This is a genomic window from Microbulbifer maximicatervae (SeqCode) (assembly GCF_052467065.1).
In genome coordinates this window covers 2,985,690-3,004,199 of sequence record NZ_CP174299.1, presented here as the reverse complement: position 1 = coordinate 3,004,199, position 18,510 = coordinate 2,985,690, and the positions used below count along the sequence as shown (strand labels likewise).

The 18,510-nt window shown below is 51.6% G+C and carries 19 protein-coding genes and 1 tRNA gene; 9 read left to right on the top strand and 11 right to left on the bottom strand.

Features of this window, described 5'->3' with window-relative positions; translation table 11 throughout:
- Positions 1 to 47: 47 nt before the first annotated feature.
- The 5 genes from ccoP to ACJJI1_RS13260 form a co-directional block, all read right to left on the bottom strand.
- The gene (gene ccoP, locus ACJJI1_RS13280; protein WP_444912289.1) at positions 48 to 956 is read right to left on the bottom strand and encodes a cytochrome-c oxidase, cbb3-type subunit III; all 909 of its coding nucleotides are present in this window, start codon (positions 954 to 956) and stop codon (positions 48 to 50) included.
- Complete coding sequence (locus ACJJI1_RS13275) at positions 956 to 1,189, bottom strand: cbb3-type cytochrome oxidase subunit 3 (protein WP_413664702.1); 234 nt, start codon at positions 1,187 to 1,189, stop codon at positions 956 to 958. Before ACJJI1_RS13275 ends, ccoP begins: the two co-directional genes overlap by 1 nt.
- A gap of 18 nt (positions 1,190 to 1,207) precedes the next feature.
- A complete protein-coding gene (ccoO, locus tag ACJJI1_RS13270; RefSeq protein ID WP_413664701.1) occupies positions 1,208 to 1,825 on the bottom strand; it encodes a cytochrome-c oxidase, cbb3-type subunit II in 618 nt (205 codons plus the stop codon).
- Between the two features lie 11 nt (positions 1,826 to 1,836).
- On the bottom strand, positions 1,837 to 3,291 hold the full coding sequence (gene ccoN / locus ACJJI1_RS13265) for a cytochrome-c oxidase, cbb3-type subunit I (protein WP_413664700.1): 1,455 nt from the start codon (positions 3,289 to 3,291) through the stop codon (positions 1,837 to 1,839).
- Between the two features lie 155 nt (positions 3,292 to 3,446).
- Positions 3,447 to 4,667: an argininosuccinate synthase gene (locus ACJJI1_RS13260; protein WP_413664699.1), complete on the bottom strand. Its 1,221-nt coding sequence runs from the start codon at positions 4,665 to 4,667 to the stop codon at positions 3,447 to 3,449.
- Positions 4,668 to 4,986: 319 nt separating this feature from the next.
- On the opposite strand from ACJJI1_RS13260, the gene pyrC reads away from it, so the two are divergent.
- The 3 genes from pyrC to ACJJI1_RS13245 all read left to right on the top strand — a co-directional run bounded on the left by pyrC (position 4,987) and on the right by ACJJI1_RS13245 (position 7,185).
- The gene (pyrC, locus tag ACJJI1_RS13255) at positions 4,987 to 6,018 is read left to right on the top strand and encodes a dihydroorotase (RefSeq protein ID WP_413664698.1); all 1,032 of its coding nucleotides are present in this window, start codon (positions 4,987 to 4,989) and stop codon (positions 6,016 to 6,018) included.
- A 130-nt stretch (positions 6,019 to 6,148) separates the two neighbouring features.
- Positions 6,149 to 6,820, top strand: coding sequence for a ribonuclease T (gene rnt / locus ACJJI1_RS13250; RefSeq protein WP_282931564.1), 672 nt, complete (start codon positions 6,149 to 6,151; stop codon positions 6,818 to 6,820).
- 170 nt (positions 6,821 to 6,990) lie between these two features.
- Positions 6,991 to 7,185: a PFL_1563 family small protein gene (locus tag ACJJI1_RS13245; protein ID WP_413664697.1), complete on the top strand. Its 195-nt coding sequence runs from the start codon at positions 6,991 to 6,993 to the stop codon at positions 7,183 to 7,185.
- 105 nt (positions 7,186 to 7,290) lie between these two features.
- On the opposite strand, the gene secF is transcribed toward ACJJI1_RS13245, so the two are convergent.
- From secF to queA, 4 genes are all read right to left on the bottom strand, one after another.
- Positions 7,291 to 8,292: a protein translocase subunit SecF gene (secF, locus tag ACJJI1_RS13240; protein ID WP_444956940.1), complete on the bottom strand. Its 1,002-nt coding sequence runs from the start codon at positions 8,290 to 8,292 to the stop codon at positions 7,291 to 7,293.
- 11 nt (positions 8,293 to 8,303) lie between these two features.
- Positions 8,304 to 10,172 carry a protein translocase subunit SecD gene (gene secD / locus ACJJI1_RS13235; RefSeq protein WP_444956939.1) on the bottom strand — a complete coding sequence of 623 codons (1,869 nt, stop codon included), beginning with the start codon at positions 10,170 to 10,172 and terminating at the stop codon, positions 8,304 to 8,306.
- A gap of 219 nt (positions 10,173 to 10,391) precedes the next feature.
- Complete coding sequence (gene tgt / locus ACJJI1_RS13230) at positions 10,392 to 11,510, bottom strand: tRNA guanosine(34) transglycosylase Tgt (protein WP_444894765.1); 1,119 nt, start codon at positions 11,508 to 11,510, stop codon at positions 10,392 to 10,394.
- A gap of 14 nt (positions 11,511 to 11,524) precedes the next feature.
- Positions 11,525 to 12,598, bottom strand: coding sequence for a tRNA preQ1(34) S-adenosylmethionine ribosyltransferase-isomerase QueA (queA, locus tag ACJJI1_RS13225; RefSeq protein ID WP_444956938.1), 1,074 nt, complete (start codon positions 12,596 to 12,598; stop codon positions 11,525 to 11,527).
- A gap of 444 nt (positions 12,599 to 13,042) precedes the next feature.
- On the opposite strand from queA, the gene ACJJI1_RS13220 reads away from it, so the two are divergent.
- The 5 genes from ACJJI1_RS13220 (at position 13,043) to ACJJI1_RS13200 (ending at position 16,045) form a co-directional block, all read left to right on the top strand.
- Positions 13,043 to 13,129, top strand: a tRNA-Leu gene (locus ACJJI1_RS13220).
- Positions 13,130 to 13,737: 608 nt separating this feature from the next.
- Positions 13,738 to 14,070 (top strand): hypothetical protein, encoded by a 333-nt coding sequence (locus ACJJI1_RS13215; RefSeq protein ID WP_444956937.1) that lies wholly within the window; start codon positions 13,738 to 13,740, stop codon positions 14,068 to 14,070.
- Between the two features lie 190 nt (positions 14,071 to 14,260).
- Positions 14,261 to 14,788: a hypothetical protein gene (locus tag ACJJI1_RS13210; RefSeq protein WP_444956936.1), complete on the top strand. Its 528-nt coding sequence runs from the start codon at positions 14,261 to 14,263 to the stop codon at positions 14,786 to 14,788.
- A gap of 61 nt (positions 14,789 to 14,849) precedes the next feature.
- Positions 14,850 to 15,290, top strand: coding sequence for a hypothetical protein (locus ACJJI1_RS13205; protein WP_444956935.1), 441 nt, complete (start codon positions 14,850 to 14,852; stop codon positions 15,288 to 15,290).
- Between the two features lie 80 nt (positions 15,291 to 15,370).
- Positions 15,371 to 16,045 carry a hypothetical protein gene (locus ACJJI1_RS13200; protein WP_444956934.1) on the top strand — a complete coding sequence of 225 codons (675 nt, stop codon included), beginning with the start codon at positions 15,371 to 15,373 and terminating at the stop codon, positions 16,043 to 16,045.
- Here the strand turns inward: ACJJI1_RS13200 and ACJJI1_RS13195 are convergent.
- Positions 16,035 to 16,469, bottom strand: coding sequence for a hypothetical protein (locus ACJJI1_RS13195; protein WP_444956933.1), 435 nt, complete (start codon positions 16,467 to 16,469; stop codon positions 16,035 to 16,037). The genes ACJJI1_RS13200 and ACJJI1_RS13195 overlap by 11 nt on opposite strands.
- A 485-nt stretch (positions 16,470 to 16,954) precedes the next feature.
- On the opposite strand from ACJJI1_RS13195, the gene ACJJI1_RS13190 reads away from it, so the two are divergent.
- Complete coding sequence (locus ACJJI1_RS13190; RefSeq protein WP_444956932.1) at positions 16,955 to 17,386, top strand: GFA family protein; 432 nt, start codon at positions 16,955 to 16,957, stop codon at positions 17,384 to 17,386.
- 109 nt (positions 17,387 to 17,495) lie between these two features.
- Here ACJJI1_RS13190 and ACJJI1_RS13185 read toward each other — a convergent pair whose 3' ends face one another.
- Positions 17,496 to 18,425 carry a hypothetical protein gene (locus tag ACJJI1_RS13185; RefSeq protein WP_444956931.1) on the bottom strand — a complete coding sequence of 310 codons (930 nt, stop codon included), beginning with the start codon at positions 18,423 to 18,425 and terminating at the stop codon, positions 17,496 to 17,498.
- Positions 18,426 to 18,510: the final 85 nt, after the last annotated feature.

Genomic DNA, 18,510 nt, shown 5'->3' with positions numbered 1-18,510 from the left:
TCCCTTGATAAAACAAGGCCCAGCAAATGCCGGGCCTCAATAGTTAATTACTGCTTTTCTTCTTCCTGCTGCGACAGGCTGTAGACATAGGCCGCTACGAGGCGGATTTTGTCTTCACGCAGTTTATCTTTTTGCGCGGGCATCATATTTGTACGACCACCGCGAATAGTGTGTTGGATCTGTTCGCGATTGCTACCGTACAGCCAGATGTCGTCGGTCAGGTTCGGCGCACCCAGCATTTGGTTGCCTTTGGCATCCATACCGTGACAAGCCATACACACGGTGTTGAATACCTTCTGACCTTCGGCGGCCATGGCGGTGTCATGCTCCAGGCCGTTCAGGGAGAGAACATACTCTGTCGCATTTCTAACACCTTCTTCACCGATCACCGGACCCTGAGGAGGCATCATGCCCTGACGACCGTTGTACAGGGTTTCCAGGATTTTTTCCGGAGTGCCGCCGTACAGCCAGGCGTTATCAGTCAGGTTCGGGAAGCCGAAGTTACCGCCGGCATCTGCACCGTGACATACCGCACAGTTGTTAGCGAAGATCCGGGAACCCATCTTGAGAGCTTCAGGGCTCTGAGCAATCTGCTCGATCGGCATATTTTCGTACTTACCGAAGGTCTCGTGGAATCTCTCCTGAGCCTTAGCCTGGGAAGCTTCCAATGCACCGACAGAAGTCCAGTTGCCGACACCTTTGAAGTTACCCAGACCCGGGTAAACCACCAGATATCCCGCAGAGAACACCAGGGTGGCGACGAACAACATGAACCACCACTTGGGCAGCGGGTTGTCGTATTCCTCGATGCCATCGTAAACGTGGCCCGTGGTTTTGTTTTCCGGTTCAGCCTGGTCATCCACTGCCACCTTTCGGTTGGCGAACAGCACCCAGGTAATCAACGCCAGATTGGCGAGGGTGAGCACAATTACCCACACACTCCAGAATGTACTCATTACTTATCCTGCCCCTGTTTTCGATTGGCTCCGGGTTTATCCCCGGAATTGGATTCGTCCTGCTGAGCGGCCGACTTGTCCTTGTCGGCTTGTCGCTCTTCATCGGCAAATGGCAAATTGGCATCTTCTTCGAAGCGCTTCTTGCGCTTCGGAGAGAAGGCCCACCAGCAGATAGCCAGAAAAGCCACAGAGCCCAGAACCAGACCGATTTCCCGCAAAGTTTCAATAGTCACGAGTTTCCTTCCTCGCTATTAGCGTTTTTGGGTAACCAGGGTACCCAGCTGTTGCAAGTAAGCGACCAGCGCGTCAATTTCCTTGACCTTGCCACCTTTGAAAGGCTCAGCGGCGTTGGCGATGTCGTCATCGGTGTAGGGCACACCGACGAAGCGCAGCGCTTCCATCTTACGTGCGGTGTATTCGCCAGTTACCACATTGTCGAACAACCAGGGGTAAGCAGGCATGATTGACTCAGGCACAACGCTACGCGGGTTGTACAAGTGCGCGCGCTGCCATTCATCAGAGTAGCGTCCACCTACGCGCGCCAGGTCTGGACCGGTACGCTTGGAGCCCCACAGGAAGGGGTGCTCGTAAATGGATTCCTGAGCCATGGAGTAGTGGCCGTAACGCTCAACTTCCGCACGCAGAGGACGAATCATCTGAGTGTGGCAAACGTGGCAGCCTTCGCGAATGTAGATATCGCGACCTTCCAGCTCCATTGCTGTCAGCGGCTTCTGCCCCGGCAGCGGCGTGTAGTTATCCTTGGTAAAGAACTGCGGAACGATCTCAACCAGGGCGCCGAAACTGATGGCGATAATGGTGAAAAAGATCATCCAGCCGATGTTTTTTTCTACGAGGTCATGATTCTTCACGATCTAAACTCCTATGCCGCAGGCACTGCTCGAACGGTGTTATCGGCTTCGGCATCGTTTACCTTCTCGGTAATCGTGCGGTAAACGTTGTAAGCCATCAGCAGCATACCCACCAGGAACATGGCGCCGCCCAACCAGCGAACTACATAGCCCGGATGGCTGGCTACAACACTCTCTACGAAGCTGTAAGTCAGGGTGCCGTCGGCGTTAAATGCACGCCACATCAAACCCTGGGTAATACCGTTAACCCACATAGCGGCGATATACAGAACAGTACCTACAGTGGCCAGCCAGAAGTGCGCGTTGATCAGCTTGGAGCTGTACATTTCGCGGCGTTTCCACAGAACCGGAACCAGGTGATACAGAGCACCGATAGAGATCATGGCAACCCAGCCCAAAGCGCCGGAGTGTACGTGTCCAACGGTCCAGTCAGTGTTGTGAGACAGAGCGTTTACAGTCTTGATGGACATCATCGGACCTTCGAAGGTAGACATACCGTAGAAGGACAGGGATACCACCAGGAAGCGCAGGGTCGGGTCGGTGCGCAGCTTATGCCATGCGCCGGACAGGGTCATGATGCCGTTGATCATACCGCCCCAGGAAGGTGCCAGCAGAATCAGGGACATAACCATCGCCAGGCTCTGAGCCCAGTCGGGCAGCGCTGAGTAGTGCAAGTGGTGACCACCAGCCCATACGTACAGGGAGATCAGTGCCCAGAAGTGAACGATAGACAGCTGGTAAGAATAAACCGGACGACCAGCTTGCTTAGGTACGAAGTAGTACATGATGCCGAGGAAGGCAGCAGTCAGGAAGAACCCTACTGCGTTGTGGCCATACCACCACTGGATCATTGCGTCCTTAGTGCCCGAATAGATAGAGTAGGACTTGAACGGGCCAACAGGAATCTCCAGGTTATTAACGATATGGAGAACAGCAATAGTTACGATGTAAGCACCGAAGAACCAGTTCGCCACGTAGATGTGAGAAGTCTTACGCTTCATGATGGTGCCGAAGAACACCAGCGCGTAAGCAACCCAAACCAGGGCAATCAGGATATCGATAGGCCACTCGAGCTCAGCGTATTCCTTGGTGGAAGTGAAGCCCATCGGCAGAGTAATTGCCGCGGCGACGATAACGGCCTGCCATCCCCAGAAGGTGAAGGGGATCAGCCAGCCACCCCAAAGGCGGACCTGACAGGTACGCTGTACCACATAGTAAGAAGTGGCAAAGAGAACACTACCACCAAAGGCGAAAATTACCGCATTGGTGTGCAGGGGCCTCAAGCGCCCAAAGTGCGAGAAGGGCTGCCAAAAGTCGTTGAGTTCAGGCCAGGCTAGCTGGGCTGCGATCAATACGCCCATGCCCATACCAAAAATGCCCCAGACCACGGACATGATGGTGAACTGGCGCACGATATTGTAGTCATAGTCCGGCACAGGGCCGGTCTTTGCCACCGTTGTCGTCATGTTTTTACTTCCGTTGCTTTTAAGATTCGGTTCCACTGTGCGGGACTGGCCCACCACAGAAGGTGTGTAACCACAATGTGTGAGGCACTGTGGTTACTATTGGCCGGATAAGGATTTAAGCGCATCCTTGCCCGGTGATTGCTGATCTAAATCAACTAAATCAATTTTCTTCCTTTACCTGCGGCAATGCGCAGACGCAGGGCGTTGAGCTTGATAAAGCCCTCCGCGTCCTTCTGGTCGTAAGCGCCAGCATCGTCTTCGAAAGTAGCGATACGCTCATCGAAGAGGCTGTCCGCAGAGCGACGGCCCACAGCACTCACGCTGCCTTTGTACAGTTTCAGGCGAACTTCGCCGTTAACCACATCCTGGGACTCATCGATCGCAGCCTGCAGCATGCTGCGCTCCGGGGACCACCAGTAACCGTTGTAAACCAGCTCGGCGTAGCGCGGCATCAGGGAATCCTTCATGTGCGCAACTTCGCGATCCAGGGTAATGGACTCAATGGCGCGGTGCGCCTTCATCAAAATGGTGCCGCCCGGTGTTTCGTAGCAGCCGCGGGACTTCATTCCCACGTAGCGGTTTTCCACGATATCCAGACGACCGATACCGTTGGCTCCGCCCAACTTATTCAGCTTCTCAAGCAAAGTAGCAGGGCTTAAGCGCTCACCGTCGATAGAAACGGGATCGCCCTTCTCAAAACCCAAAGTAATGTAGGTGGGTTCTTCCGGAGCCGCCTCGGGGCTCACACTCCAGCGCCACATATCCTCTTCGGCTTCCGCCCAGGGATCTTCGAGGTTGCCGCCCTCGTAAGAGATGTGCAGCAGGTTGGCATCCATGGAGTAAGGGGATTTCTTCTTGCTGGAAGAGAAGTCCACCGGAATATTGTGCTGCTCGCAGTACTGCATCAGCTTTTCGCGGGAGTTCAGGTCCCACTCGCGCCAGGGGGCGATTACCTGGATGCCCGGCTTCAGCGCGTAAGCGCCCAGTTCGAAGCGCACCTGGTCATTACCTTTACCGGTAGCACCGTGGGAAATGGCATCGGCGCCAGTCTCGTTGGCAATCTCAATCAGGCGCTTGGCGATCAGCGGGCGTGCAATAGAGGTACCCAGCAGGTACTCCCCTTCATAAATCGCATTGGCGCGGAACATCGGGAAAACGAAATCGCGCACATACTCTTCGCGCAGATCGTCGATATAAATCTCTTTAACCCCGAGGGCCTCGGCCTTGGCACGGGCCGGTTCCACCTCTTCACCCTGGCCGATATCAGCGGTGAAAGTCACCACTTCACAACCGTAAGTCTCCTGCAACCATCGCACGATTACTGACGTATCCAATCCACCGGAGTATGCCAGTACCACCTTTTCGATTTTGCTCATTGCTGTCCTCTGCTGCCGGAAATACGCCGCCGCGACAAAAACGCGGAGACGGGGAATGCCACTACGCGAAACTAGTGTCGGTCTGGGGGAGTTATTCTTGGAGATATGCCCAGGATCGGTAAATTGCGGGCACAACAATACCCACACTCTTTGTCGGGGCGCGATTGTAGCGCCTAAGCTCGCGATCGACTAGCGCCAAGGCGCGAGTAAGCACAATTGATTGATTTTTAACCTTTTCGTGCATCGCAATTTTGTACAGCTTCGGGTAGCATTCGCGCCGCACAACGACTCACTACGCTAAGAAGCTTTACGGAGTACCATGACGGAGCAAATTACCCTTCGCGCCCCCGACGACTGGCACATTCACCTGCGCGACGGCGCCGCTCTCGGGCGCACCGTGCCCGATGCCGCAAAACAATTCCGCCGCGTGATTGTAATGCCCAACCTGGTACCCCCTGTGACCGATGCCGAAAGTGCAGTGGCTTATAAGGAACGTATCAACGCCAATGTTCCCGCCGACACCAACTTCGAACCCTTGATGGTGATCTACCTCACCGACAAGACCGATGCTGCCGTTATTCGCAAGGCTCATGAAGCGGGTGTTATCGCCGCCAAACTGTACCCAGCGGGCGCAACCACCAACTCCGATTCCGGCGTTACCGATATCGCCAACATCTACCCAGCCCTGGAAGAGATGCAGGCCTGCGGTATGAAGCTGTTGGTACACGGTGAAGTGACCACCAGCGATATCGATATCTTCGACCGCGAGCAGGCTTTCATCGAGAAAACCCTGTCCCGCTTGGTAGATGATTTCCCCACGCTGAAAGTGGTGTTTGAACATATCACCACCGCCCAAGCAGTAGAGTTTGTACAAGGCGCCCGCGAAGGCGTTGCCGCAACCATTACCGCACACCACCTGCTGTACAACCGCAACCATATGCTGGTTGGTGGTATCCAGCCGCATTTTTACTGCCTGCCAATCCTCAAGCGCGGCTACCATCAAAATGCACTGATCGAAGCGGCCACCAGCGGTAACCCGAAGTTTTTCCTCGGCACCGACTCAGCCCCCCACGCCCACCACAAAAAAGAACACTCCTGTGGTTGCGCCGGTTGCTATACCGCCTACTCCGCGATTGAGCTCTACGCCGAAGTATTCGAGCGCGCGGGCAAACTGGACAAGCTGGAAGGCTTTGCCAGTGAGTTCGGTCCCGACTTCTACGAGCTGCCGCGCAACGAGGGCACCATCACCCTGGTCAAGAGCCCCTGGACCCTGCCGGAAAAACTGGATATGGGCGGTGAAAATCTGATTCCTCTCGCAGCCGGTGAAACCTTAAACTGGCAACTTGCGTAATCGGCGAATGCCCCGATTACAGCGCCTGCGGGAAGAGCACTCCCAGCAGGCGCCGCAATTCGAATACAATACCCTGCCCCACCAGCGCCAAATGCTGCTGGCCTGAAGACAAGATTTACAAGGAACCACCGTGACACCCGCCGAAGAACCCACAGGACCAAAAAGCTCTCTCGCCCAGCGATTCCGAGGCTTTCTGCCCGTGGTCATCGACCTTGAAACCGGCGGCTTTAACGCCCGCACCGATGCACTGCTGGAAATTTCTGCGGTTATCCTCGACATGGATGACTCCGGCAACCTCTTCCCGCTGGAGACCCACAGTTTCCACCTGGAGCCTTTTGAGGGCGCCAACGTTGAGCAATCCGCTCTCGACTTTATTGGCATCGACCTGGAATCCCCGGACCGCGACGCCTGGCCGGAAGAAATCGCCATCCCCGAGCTGTTCCGCAAGATTCGCAGCGCCGTGAAAAAGCACAGCTGCACCCGCGCCATCGTGGTTGCCCACAATGCCCACTTCGACCTGGGCTTCGTCAATGCAGCCGTCGAGCGCACCGGCATCAAGCGCAACCCATTCCACCCGTTCTCCTGCTTCGACACCGCTAGCCTCGCCGGCCTCGCCTACGGCCAGACCGTATTAGCCAAAGCTTGCCAGGTTGCTGGAATCGAGTTTGATAACAACTGCGCCCACTCCGCCGAGTACGACGCAGAAAAAACCGCAACCCTGTTTTGCGGCATCGTGAACAAGTGGAAAGAGATGGGCGGTTGGCCGCTGGAAACCGAAGAGACCACAGAAGAAGCCGAATAACGCACTATCTTCCGGGCTGCCTCAAAGCGGCCCGATTTATCCAAAAACGACAAAATTATTCGAAAGCTGTCGACAAAACACCCGCTATGTGCAGAGTCTGGCCACTTGGGTGATTTTTTGTGCAAGCCGTGCTAATATGGCCCGCTTACACATAAAAACCGGATAGCGCCGTGGCCAAGAAACCTTCCTCTTCCTCCAATCGCAAACAAGCCGCTCCCCTCGAGACCAGCGAAAGCATCGAGGAGCAGGTAAAGGCGTTCCTCGCCGGTGGCGGTGAGATCGAGCAGGTGCCCAAAGGGGTAAGCGGCCAGACCAACACTTCCGGCCCCAAGCACATCACCCTCGGCAAAAAGCCCAGAGCCTAACCTCCGCGCAATAAAAAACCCCGACGGCGCTCCGCTGACCAGCAGCAAAGCGCGGCCGGGGCCGCTCGAATATGGCCGCGTCAACGCAGCCACTTCTCATTCACATCAGGGCATTTCTTCCAGTTCCGCACCCTCTTTCACCGGCGGCATCAGGTCTTCTTTGTTGATATTCAAAGCCATCAGCACGTTGGCAGCTACGTAAACAGAGGAGTAAGTACCCACAACCACACCCACGATCAAGGCCAGGGAGAAGTTGTGGATCAATTCGCCACCGAAGAACTGCAACGCCCACAGCACCAGCAAGGTGGTGAAGGACGTCATAAAGGTACGGCCCAAGGTCTGGCTGATTGAGATATTGATAATTTCCTCAGACTCAGCCTTGCGCACCTTGCGGAAGTTCTCGCGGATACGATCCGATACCACAATGGTATCGTTCAGGGAGTAACCGATCACCGCCAATACTGCCGCCAGTACGGTTAAATCGAAGTCCAATCCCATCACCGCAAAGAAGCCCAGCACAATAATCACATCGTGGCCCAGAGCCGCTACCGCGCCGAAAGAGAACTTGTACTGGAAGCGCAGGGCAACGTAGATCATCACCATAAACAGGGCCAGCATCATGCCCAGGCCGCCGTCGTCGCGCAGCTCAGCACCTACCTGCGGTCCCACCATCTCAACACGGCGCAGTTCAACATCGCCCTCACTGCCCTCTCTCAGGAGAGCGACAACCTTGTCACCGATCGGTGTCGTTGTTTCCTGGTCGGTAGCGCTGATCTGGGTTTCCTCCTCGGTCACCTCAGGGGGCAACTTGATCAGCAGATCCTTTTCAGAACCAAAATTCACTACTGTAGCGCCATCGTAGCCAGCAGCATCCAACTGATCGCGCACGTCGCTAATAAAAGGCGTTACCTCGTAGCCCACCTCAACCTGGGTACCACCGGTAAAGTCCAGGCCAAACTTCAGGCCGTTCATTGCCAGTGCGGCGATGGAGGAAAGTACCAGCACCACCGAGACAATCCCGGCGATCTTGCGCCAGCGCATAAAGTCGTAGACGCGCTTGCCCATGTACTCGGTAATTTTGCCGTTATCCACTTTGGTCTCACTCATGACCGTCTCCCTTAAATCCTGAGCTTCTGCACACGGCGACCGCCGTAGAACAAGTTAACAATTGCTCGCGTACCCATGATGGCACTGAACATGGAGGTGAGAATACCGATAGACAGGGTTACCGCGAAGCCCTGTACCGGGCCGGAACCGATGGCATACAGAATCACCGCCACAATCAGGGTGGTGATGTTCGCATCCACAATGGTGCTGTAAGCATTGTCAAAACCGGCGCTGATCGCTGTCTGGGGAGGCATCCCATTCCTGAGCTCCTCCCGTATTCGCGAGAAGATAAGCACGTTGGCATCCACCGCCATACCCACGGTCAATACGATACCGGCGATACCGGGCAGCGTGAGGGTTGCGCCCAGCAGCGACATGACCGCCACCAGCAGGATCAGGTTTACTGCCAGGGCAATGTTCGCAGCCAAACCAAATACGCGATAGGAAATCAGCATACAGATAAGTACCGCGAACAAGCCGTACTCCACCGACTGAATACCCACCTTGATGTTATCCGCACCCAAAGATGGGCCGATCACACGCTCTTCCACAAAGTACATGGGCGCTGCCAGGGCACCGGCACGCAGCAGCAGGGCCAGTTCCTGGGCTTCAGCCGGGCTGTCCAGGCCGGTGGTGCGGAACTGCTTGCCAAGGGCACTCTGTACCGTGGCCAGATTAATAATCTTCTTCTCTTCAGTGCGCTTCTGCACGGTAACTTCGTTACCGTTTTCGTCGATCTCAGTTACCGGCTCAAAGCGAGTCTCGATAAACAGGGTGCCCATACGGCGACCGACATTCTTCCAGGTAGCCCGGTGCATCATCTCGCCGCCACGGGCGTCAAGGGTGATATTTACCTGCGGGAAACCGCTCTCGTCGTAACCGACGCGGGCATTAGTAACGCTGTCACCCTTGATAATAATCTGGCGCTCCAACCAGGCACCACCGTACATCTGCGCCTGACGCTCATCGCGGTACTCGAAGTATTCCTTGTTGGAAACCAGCTCATCCGGGCGAGCTTCCATACGGTATTCGAGGTTGGCAGTCTTACCGATAATACGCTTGGCCTCTGCGGTGTCCTGTACACCGGGCAGCTCCACAACGATACGGTTGCGGCCCTGGCGCTGTACGATCGGCTCAGCAACACCCAGCTCGTTCACCCGATTGCGCAGGGTGGTGAGGTTCTGGGTTACTGCGTAATCTTCCAGCTGCTTGATTTCCTGATCGGTCAGGGTTGCGCGGATCTCCAGGTTTTCACCACTGCCGGACTCGCGCAGCTGAAGCTGCGGGAATTCCTTCCGCAGAGTGGACATCGCCCGGCTGCGCAGCTCATCGTTGCGGAAGCGGGCAATAATCTCACGATCATCCACCAGCTCCACATTGCGGTAACGGGCCTTGGCTTCGCGCAGTTTGCTCTTCACTTCCTGCTCGTAGCTTTCCATGTTGTTCTTGACGATGGTGTTGGTGTCGACTTCCATCAGGAAGTGCACACCACCCGCCAGATCCAAACCGAGCTTCATCGGGCTAGCGCCGATATCTTTCATCCACTGGGGTGTGGTGGAAGCCAGGTTCAGGGCGACAACATAGTTGGTGGTACCAAGCGCTTTTTGAATCGCCTCTTTAGCCGGCAACTGCTCCTCCATGGAGTTCAAGCGGATCAGTACTGACTTGTCCCCAACTTCGCCGCCGAAGTGAGCAATGCCCGCTTCATCCAGGGCTTTTTGTGCATTCTCCAGGACATCGGGGCCGATGGTGAGTGCACTGGATTGCCCGGAAATCTGCACGGCAGGGTCCGGCTTATAGAGATTGGGCGCGGCGTACATCAGGCCAAAGGCCACAACCGCGAGAATCAGAAAGTACTTCCAGATCGGGTAGCGATTCATGCTGTTCTCATTGTTCTAGTGTGACCCCGAGGGCCGGTAAATCTTGGCAATCTGCCTAAGCAATTTGCCTGGATATGCGGGCAGTATACGCAGAATGCAAGGTACACCGCCCCCAATAAAAGTGGGGGCTGATTATACGGGGATCGTGGGAACGGACAAATTACAGGGGTGCCGCAATGAGACGGGCAGCACCCCAGGCAGGGTAAAAGCGACGCCTGATCAGGCCTCTAGCGCTGGAACCTCGCGGCCCAGACCTCGGTAGAACTCGGCGACATAAGCCTCCAATTCATTGGCGGCAATGGCATCGCGCAGCTTTTGCATCAAGCGCTGGTAGTGGCGCAAATTGTGAATCGTATTCAGCTGCGCACCGAGAATTTCACCGCAGCGATCCAGGTGATGCAGGTAAGCGCGGGAGAAATTCTCACAGGTATAGCAATCGCACTCTTCCTCCAAGGGACCCGTATCGTGACGGTGCCTGGCGTTGCGGATTTTCACCACGCCTTCGAAGGTAAACAGGTGGCCGTTGCGCGCATTGCGAGTGGGCATGACGCAGTCGAACATATCCACACCGCGACGCACCGCCTCGACAATATCCTCCGGCTTGCCCACGCCCATCAGGTAGCGCGGCTTATCTTCCGGCATCTTGTGAGCCAGGTGATCCAAGACCTTGATCATCTCATCTTTAGGCTCACCCACAGACAGGCCGCCAATGGCATAGCCATCGAAACCAATCTCGGTCAGGCCGCGCAAGGACACATCGCGCAACTCCGGGTACATACCGCCCTGCACAATACCGAACAGCGCCGACGGGCTATCGCCGTGAGCCTTCTTGGAGCGCTCCGCCCAACGCAGGGACAACTCCATAGATTTGCGAGCTTCGTCAGTGGTGGCCGGATAAGGGGTGCACTCATCGAAGATCATAACGATATCGGAACCCAGGTCCCGCTGAACGCGCATGGACTCTTCCGGGTCCAGAAATACCGGACTGCCATCAATAGGCGAGCGGAAGGAAACCCCCTCTTCCGTAATCTTGCGCAGCTCACCCAGGCTAAACACCTGGAAACCGCCGGAGTCGGTAAGGATCGGACCGGACCATTGAGTAAAGTCGTGCAGGTCGCCGTGGGCTTTAACCACTTCGGTACCCGGACGCAGCATCAGGTGGAAGGTGTTACCCAGAATAATCTGTGCACCGATCCCTTCGATATCCCTCGGCAACATGCCTTTCACGGTGCCGTAAGTGCCCACTGGCATAAACGCCGGGGTTTCCACCACACCGCGAGGGAAACGCAAGCGGCCACGACGGGCCTTGCCATCAGTGGTATCCACTTCAAACTGCATAAAACATTCGCGGCTCACTGGGTATCTCCTTTCGCTGGTGCTACTTCTTCTTTTTTGGCATTGGGATCGCGGGTAATAAACATGGCATCGCCGTAACTAAAGAAGCGATAGCGCTCCTCAACTGCGGCCTTATAAGCGGCCATCGTGTGCTGGTACCCCGCGAAGGCACTCACCAGCATCAATAAGGTGGATTCCGGCAGATGGAAGTTGGTGATCAACTTATCCACAACCAGGAATTCATAACCGGGATAAATAAAGATATCTGTCTCCCCCACCGTGGCCTGTAACTGGCCACTGCGCGCCGCACTTTCCAGCGCGCGTACGCTGGTGGTACCCACCGCAATCACGCTGCCATTGCGAGCGCGGCAAGCAGTTACCGCATCCACCACATCCTGGGAGACATCCAGCACTTCGCTGTGCATCTGGTGCTCATAAATATTGTCCACCCGCACCGGCTGGAAAGTACCAGCGCCCACATGCAGGGTAACGAAGACAACCTCGGCACCTTTATCCCGCAATGCGCCGATCATCTCATCATCAAAGTGCAGCCCCGCCGTCGGCGCGGCCACAGCACCGGCGTTGCGGCCGTATACGGTTTGGTAGCGCTCGCGATCGCTGGCATCGTCTTCACGATCAATATAAGGAGGCAGCGGCATATGGCCGAGGCGGTCCAGAATCGCCAGCACACCTTCTTCTTTAGGGAAGGACAATTCAAACAGTGCATCCTTGCGGCCTGTCACCTCTATACGGGTGCCGTCCTCGAGGACGATGGTGGAACCGGGCTTAGGCGACTTACTGGAGCGCACATGGGCCCAGATATCCGTCTCGTTGAGCACCCGCTCCACCAGGATTTCCAACTTACCGCCGGTCTCCTTCTGCGCGAACAAACGCGCCGGAATCACCCGGGTATCGTTAAAGACTATCAGGTCACCAGCTTGGACCTGATCGAGAATATCTGGGAACTGCCGATGTGCAATGGCCCCGCTAGGCCCATCCAGACACAAAAGACGGCTGCCACGGCGCTCCTCGGTGGGCGCGCGGGCGATCAGCTCATCGGGCAGATGAAAGTCAAAGTCCTGACGCTGCATGGAATCCTGGAAATCTAGAAACTATGGAGAGGTCGCGAAGGTTATAGGAAATTTTAGGAGCTGTTAAGGAGCCTCTGAAAAACTCCGTGATACCTCTGGCATGCAGAGCAGTTCACAATCAAGGCGCGGCTTTGCAGGAATGTCTAGACCTTGCAAGAAGCCGCAACGCCGAGTGTGAATTGCTCTGCAAGCCCCAAAGGGTGGGCCTTGAGGGCTACAGCTGCCACGTTGCAGCTCTTGCAAAGGACTGTGCCATTCGCGGCGAGCTGCGCCTAACATCTGCAGCCCTCAAGACCCACAGAGGCATTACGGAGTTTCTCAGAGGCTCCTCAACTAGGACGACAGAAAATGCGCTAAGTTATTGAAATCACTGGTTGACCCAAGCGAAAGCATTGCTATAATCACGCCCTCTTCGCACCGACCCCAAGGTCGAGCAGCGAAAGTGCCAGAGTGGTGAAATTGGTAGACACAGGGGATTCAAAATCCCCCGCCCTTAAAAGCGTGCCGGTTCGAGTCCGGCCTCTGGTACCATCTCTCAAACCCGCGATAGCGTAGGCTTTCGCGGGTTTTTTATTTCTGCACAGACAACTTTGTCAAAGTCTCGTTTGTTGGTTTGAGCGCTAAGGCGCCAACAAAGAGTCAACGCAAAATCACGTTGACACTTTGCTACCCCGCAAACCTTCCGGCTGCGCAATATCCTTTCACCTCTCTTCGCAACTCTTCAAAGTGTGAAATCAAGTTCTCACCCAATCCCCGCACCAGTTCAGGCCCTGGCCGCCAATCTCATTTCATCAACTAAAAGAACGCCAAAAATCGGCAGGCGTGGGGAGGAGTGATCGCCGGCCATTTTATTGGTATGTTTTTTGATCATGGTAGCCTGGGGGCCTTACAGATCACGGTGTTTGGCGGGAAATTGTTGGCTTAGGTCGCCCCTGGAAAGTTTGAAGAATTTTGAAATGTGGCAGGCTTGTGATTTCAATGTGTTACAGATTTTAAAGCTTCTTTTTGAGATGATAGGATTTGGTCGATACTTATCCGGCAAAAAAAATAGGAGTGGCTGAAATTAAATGGATTTAATTCTGTAACAACCCCCATCATCAAAGAAGTGCTACTTGGCACTAGCAACAGAGGTGGCCACAATGAACGAATGGACAGGCTGGAAACCTTTTCCTGACCCACGTAAGAATGACCTTCTCATCGCTCCTTTCGGGCCAGGTGTTTATGAATTGCGAAATAAAAAAACAGATGAGCTTATCCTGTTCGGCTCGGGTAAAAACTGCGCTTTCCGAATGTCCAGCCTTCTCCCCAAACCCTTTGGCTGCGGCACCAGGAAAAACGCTAAAAAACGTGAATATGTACTGGAGCAACTATTGAATATTGAGTACAAGGTCTTAGCTTGTGACGACATTGAAACCGCGAGAAAACAGGAAAAAAAGTTAAAAGAAGAAAGATCCTATTTATTCCCAACGTAGAACCCTTCATAAAAAATGACCACATATGAAAGGTTAACTCTCAAGCTACCCAAAACACCCTTGCACCAATTAAGCTTGACCTCTATTCAATACTAGAAGCTTAAGTGGTTAAAATAGCGAGGGAGGAATGAGTTGCGCTAATCTTGCATGTGCAAAAAAATAACCGGACCAGTAAAAAGGAAGTTAAGTTATGCGGATTTTTAGAGGGTTTGCCGTGGTTGGGCTGTGTACTGTAACACTTGTTGGATGTGCGGAGGATGTGAAGCAAAGTAAAGCACGAATAGAGGCAAAGAATAATGATTTTAGTACGCTAAAGGCCGACCCAAATAATTTGAGAGTGGCGCATATATCAGAGTTCGATGATGTAAACCACGGGAAACTGGTAAGCTTTTACATAGGAAAAGATGACAATAACGTTTGCGATATTACATTGCCCACCTCCGAGATTCAGTCTGGACTCACTGTGGAATCCAAAAAACGATCATCGCCCCCTGTAGAATATTTTGATGTTTCGTGCCATTGGACTGGTAAGCACTTTGTGCGGTCAATCAATCACAATACTTGGGCAAAGTTCTCGATCACCGAATGGAACAGTGAAACACGCCAGGGAGTTGTGGCACTGGATGTACATCTGGTCACTCCGAAGACGCCACCAAAGGGAGATTATTTAAGCATGACCGGCTCCAATATCCAGGTAACAAGTTCTAACTGGGAGTAACCTACCACTTTCAGGCAAAACTCTCTATCTCCCATAGAAAAACACTAACCATTGCAACCTTATGAAAATAGAAAATATAAATATTAAAGATCTGATAGACCAATTCATACAGGAACAGCATGATGCTCTTCAGAATAACATCAGTGAACAATCCTTATCCCACCAACTAGCAGTAAAATTAGGCCCACATTTCCCAGGCTGGGATGTAGATTGCGAATATGATCGGGAGGGAGATAAAATTAAAAAATTGATGTACGCAATATCTCCAGGGAAGCCGGTAAAGCCATACAAGGTTGTACCTGACATTATTATTCACAGGCGAATGACAACCGATAATCTTTTAGCAATAGAAGTTAAAAAATCCACAAACAAAGAAACAAGCTTCAAAGACAAATCAAAACTAGAAGCTTTCCGTGACCAATTGGGATATCGACACACCTTGTTTGTAAGGTTTGCTACAGGGCAAAAAGAAGTAGGGATAGATGAACTTGACTGGATCTAGCCTCACCCCCTTAAGTAAAAAGAGTTATTTGACATCTAAGTCAAGGTAGCCTCCAGCTATAGAACAAGAGTAAAATCAGAATGGTTATGTTATTACAAAAGGATGAATGCCCTGAGTATGTCTACAAATACTGCACTACCACTACATATAGAGAACATATAAAAAATGGCTCATTCAGGCTGGGAACCCTAGCTGAATATAAACAAGCTTACGAAGAAAAAGGGGCAGAATATGGAGATTATAACGAAGGAAATTGCACAACAATCATTGGAGGAAGAGACATTGATAGTCAGCTAATATCGAATAAGGGTGCTTTAATAGTTGACAGAACTGTCAATGCTTACGTTTTTAGTACTGCGCTCAATTATTCAATAAAGGACCACGAAAAGTGGTACCACAGAAATGGTTGTAATTATGACCTCTGCCTAAAAATACGCGCTAAAGATTTTTTCATAGAACTTGCTGATGCGGCAAGGCTAAAAATTCCCGATAAGCAAGAATACTTACTCGCAAAACCATTTTATAATAATGGGTTTTCTCATTCAGAAATTAGAAGCACCGACCCTTACCTACAAAAGAGTAAGCACCTAGAATGGGAAGGTGAATATAGATTGGTGTTAGCAACTACAGGTCTTAGGGTGGATTCAAAAGACCATATAATCCTAAAATCCAAAAACGCTTTAAACTTCATTGAGGATGAAATAGAAATAGATAAAAAGATTATCAAGCATGGATTTAACCCTGCTATTGCTTGATACTTTCTAGTTTACCTTTTATTTCACTGGTCTCTGTGCTGGCAGATGAATAAGTATCTGCACTCTCGGGCTTTCCACTTTTGCCAGCCCCTGTAGAAACACCTTCGTGCTTATGGTTTGCTAGGTCATCAGCCATAGCAATAACGATTCCCATCAAATCACTTAGAAGCCCAAGCACATTATCTGTATCATTTCCCAACCAAACCTTGCCGCCGTCTTTCACCTTGATGGTTTGGCGAACCTTGGCCACTGATTCGCGAATATTTCCGATCTGTTCTTTTAAATCTCGGCCCGCTGAAATATTAATATCACTGGCTGTTGTAATATTTAGATTATCAAGCGCGGATAAGTTCAGGCCACCAGCAGATAAGAAACGTAAAGCTCCAAGGGCTTCAATTATTTTTACGCCGGCCACCTCTTCCACGGAATGTTCCCGCACTTGTCGGTATTCTCTATCGCAGCTCGCTTTGACTTCTGTAGCCTTTGTAATTCTGCGTAATTAGTTCTCCCGTATATCACCGTGAGTTTCCCGGCTCCATTCTGCACTGGCGTCCACCTTTTTCCGCACAGAGTCGCATTGCTGCCAAATTAAATTTTCACGGTCGAGCGCTGGGATTACTACCCTGTGTGACAGCACCGTGCAAATAAATGATTTATCCGCCATTGCCTGCATAGTACAACGGTAACAGTATGAAAAATGGCAGGCGATAAAGTGAGAAGCCACTACCGCCTCATAATTTATATCGACAAAGAGCGGATAAATAACTAGCCAAGCTATCGATATTTATGTTTACATCACTTAATTAGACTAGCATTTACAACTTAAACAAATAATCTTATAGATGGTAAAAGGCATACTTAATTTAGATCCTTATTTTAAATAAAGATTTGCATCTACAGACTCAATATATGAATAGCAAGAATAAAATCACTTCCGGTGGCTGCTTGTGTGGAGCTGTGCGGTACGAAGTTAAAGGGCCACTACGCAACGTAGTTAACTGTCATTGTAGTATGTGTCAAAAACTACATGGAAGTTTCGGCCCGCATACCAAAGCTCGCAAGGTCAACATTAAAATAACAAAAGATGACGGGCTGGCGTGGTATAAAACATCAGAAGTAGCCCGCAGAGGCTTCTGCCAGCAATGTGGTTCAAGCCTATTCTGGGAACCATTTAATCTCGATGCAACTGGAATTATTGCAGGATCACTGGATGGCCCAACCGGGTTGAAAACTATGGGGCATATTTTCACCGGCGAAAAGTGTGATTTTTACGAAATCGATGACGATCACCCTCAATTCAAGGAATCATCTGATGGGCAGCTAGTCAATGACTACAAATAGGTAGCTACCAGAGATTTGGGGGGCGCTAGTGCTCAAATCACACTAAAGCTCCCTATCAAATCTACGGACACCCAACTTTTCAGGCCCATATGTTATTTAATTCGTATCCCTAGTGGGCACTTAGGGATCTAATTGAGATAAACCCATCCCTTCTAAGATCTTTTAATCTAGAACCTCCACCAAATACAACCAGTAGAATTCCAGCCCCAAGTATTGGCAAATGCCCTATCAACTCATGGATACCGAGAATAGATGCGGTCAAAATGAAAAAACTTAATACCGTAAGAGTTGCCAACCGTGTTGACCACCCCAGCAAGATAACCAAACCAAAGCAAAACTCAGCCATTCCAGCAGAAAAAACGAAGGTCAAATCGGAGAAGGAGTGCCACCCCAGGTTAGACATGAAGTTCCAATGATAATGCTGCAGAAATTCAAGACCCAAGTGAGGATTGAGCCACTTATTGTGAACTGCCAGAGTCATTAGCTGAAGGCCTAGCCCACAACGTAAAGCAAGCAATCCAAGATCTGGCTTTTGATACAATATAAATGCTAGTGAAAGCCCTAAAAATTCAAAGCCGTAATCAATCCAGATTGAGAATGGGTAAGTAGCCATTATTGAGAGCAAAAGCGCGAAGATTAGATACCCGGAGCTTCTTAGGCTGACATCTAAAATTAACACAATACCAATTACCAGCTGAAACTCATTAACAAGACTTTGCGTGGCAGAGAATTCCAGGTTTGGGGCCAGTAATACACCCGAAAAATAATTAAAAACAAAGGTCAACCCAATCAAGGCAGGCGTGATATGCCAAATTTTTTGGCGGCCAATGTCGGACCAGAGGTTGGGAAATTTATTAGATACTCTGTAAACAGCTACTGCTTCAAGCGACTGTAAGGATCTATTCACCATACAGTATAAAAAGCCCCCCAAAAGAACTAACGCATATATCCAATTCCACTCAAACTCAACTGTATTACCATCGTTTTGTACAAACCAGCGTACATGAGACCACGCAGGAGGAGAAACAAAGTAGCCCATAAAAGCTATAACCAGTAGAAAGCTGTAAGACTTCCTCCGTGTAAACATAATTATTACCTCAATGAATACTGCTTTTAGCCTACAA

Coding starts and splice junctions, on each gene's coding strand:
- ccoP (WP_444912289.1), bottom strand. CDS start 956: ATGAGTACATTCTGGAGTGTGTGGGTAATTGTGCTCACCCTCGCCAAT.
- ccoN (WP_413664700.1), bottom strand. CDS start 3,291: ATGACGACAACGGTGGCAAAGACCGGCCCTGTGCCGGACTATGACTAC.
- ACJJI1_RS13260 (WP_413664699.1), bottom strand. CDS start 4,667: ATGAGCAAAATCGAAAAGGTGGTACTGGCATACTCCGGTGGATTGGAT.
- pyrC (WP_413664698.1), top strand. CDS start 4,987: ATGACGGAGCAAATTACCCTTCGCGCCCCCGACGACTGGCACATTCAC.
- secF (WP_444956940.1), bottom strand. CDS start 8,292: ATGAGTGAGACCAAAGTGGATAACGGCAAAATTACCGAGTACATGGGC.
- secD (WP_444956939.1), bottom strand. CDS start 10,172: ATGAATCGCTACCCGATCTGGAAGTACTTTCTGATTCTCGCGGTTGTG.
- tgt (WP_444894765.1), bottom strand. CDS start 11,510: ATGCAGTTTGAAGTGGATACCACTGATGGCAAGGCCCGTCGTGGCCGC.
- queA (WP_444956938.1), bottom strand. CDS start 12,598: ATGCAGCGTCAGGACTTTGACTTTCATCTGCCCGATGAGCTGATCGCC.
- ACJJI1_RS13215 (WP_444956937.1), top strand. CDS start 13,738: ATGAACGAATGGACAGGCTGGAAACCTTTTCCTGACCCACGTAAGAAT.
- ACJJI1_RS13210 (WP_444956936.1), top strand. CDS start 14,261: ATGCGGATTTTTAGAGGGTTTGCCGTGGTTGGGCTGTGTACTGTAACA.
- ACJJI1_RS13205 (WP_444956935.1), top strand. CDS start 14,850: ATGAAAATAGAAAATATAAATATTAAAGATCTGATAGACCAATTCATA.
- ACJJI1_RS13200 (WP_444956934.1), top strand. CDS start 15,371: ATGGTTATGTTATTACAAAAGGATGAATGCCCTGAGTATGTCTACAAA.
- ACJJI1_RS13190 (WP_444956932.1), top strand. CDS start 16,955: ATGAATAGCAAGAATAAAATCACTTCCGGTGGCTGCTTGTGTGGAGCT.
- ACJJI1_RS13185 (WP_444956931.1), bottom strand. CDS start 18,425: ATGGGCTACTTTGTTTCTCCTCCTGCGTGGTCTCATGTACGCTGGTTT.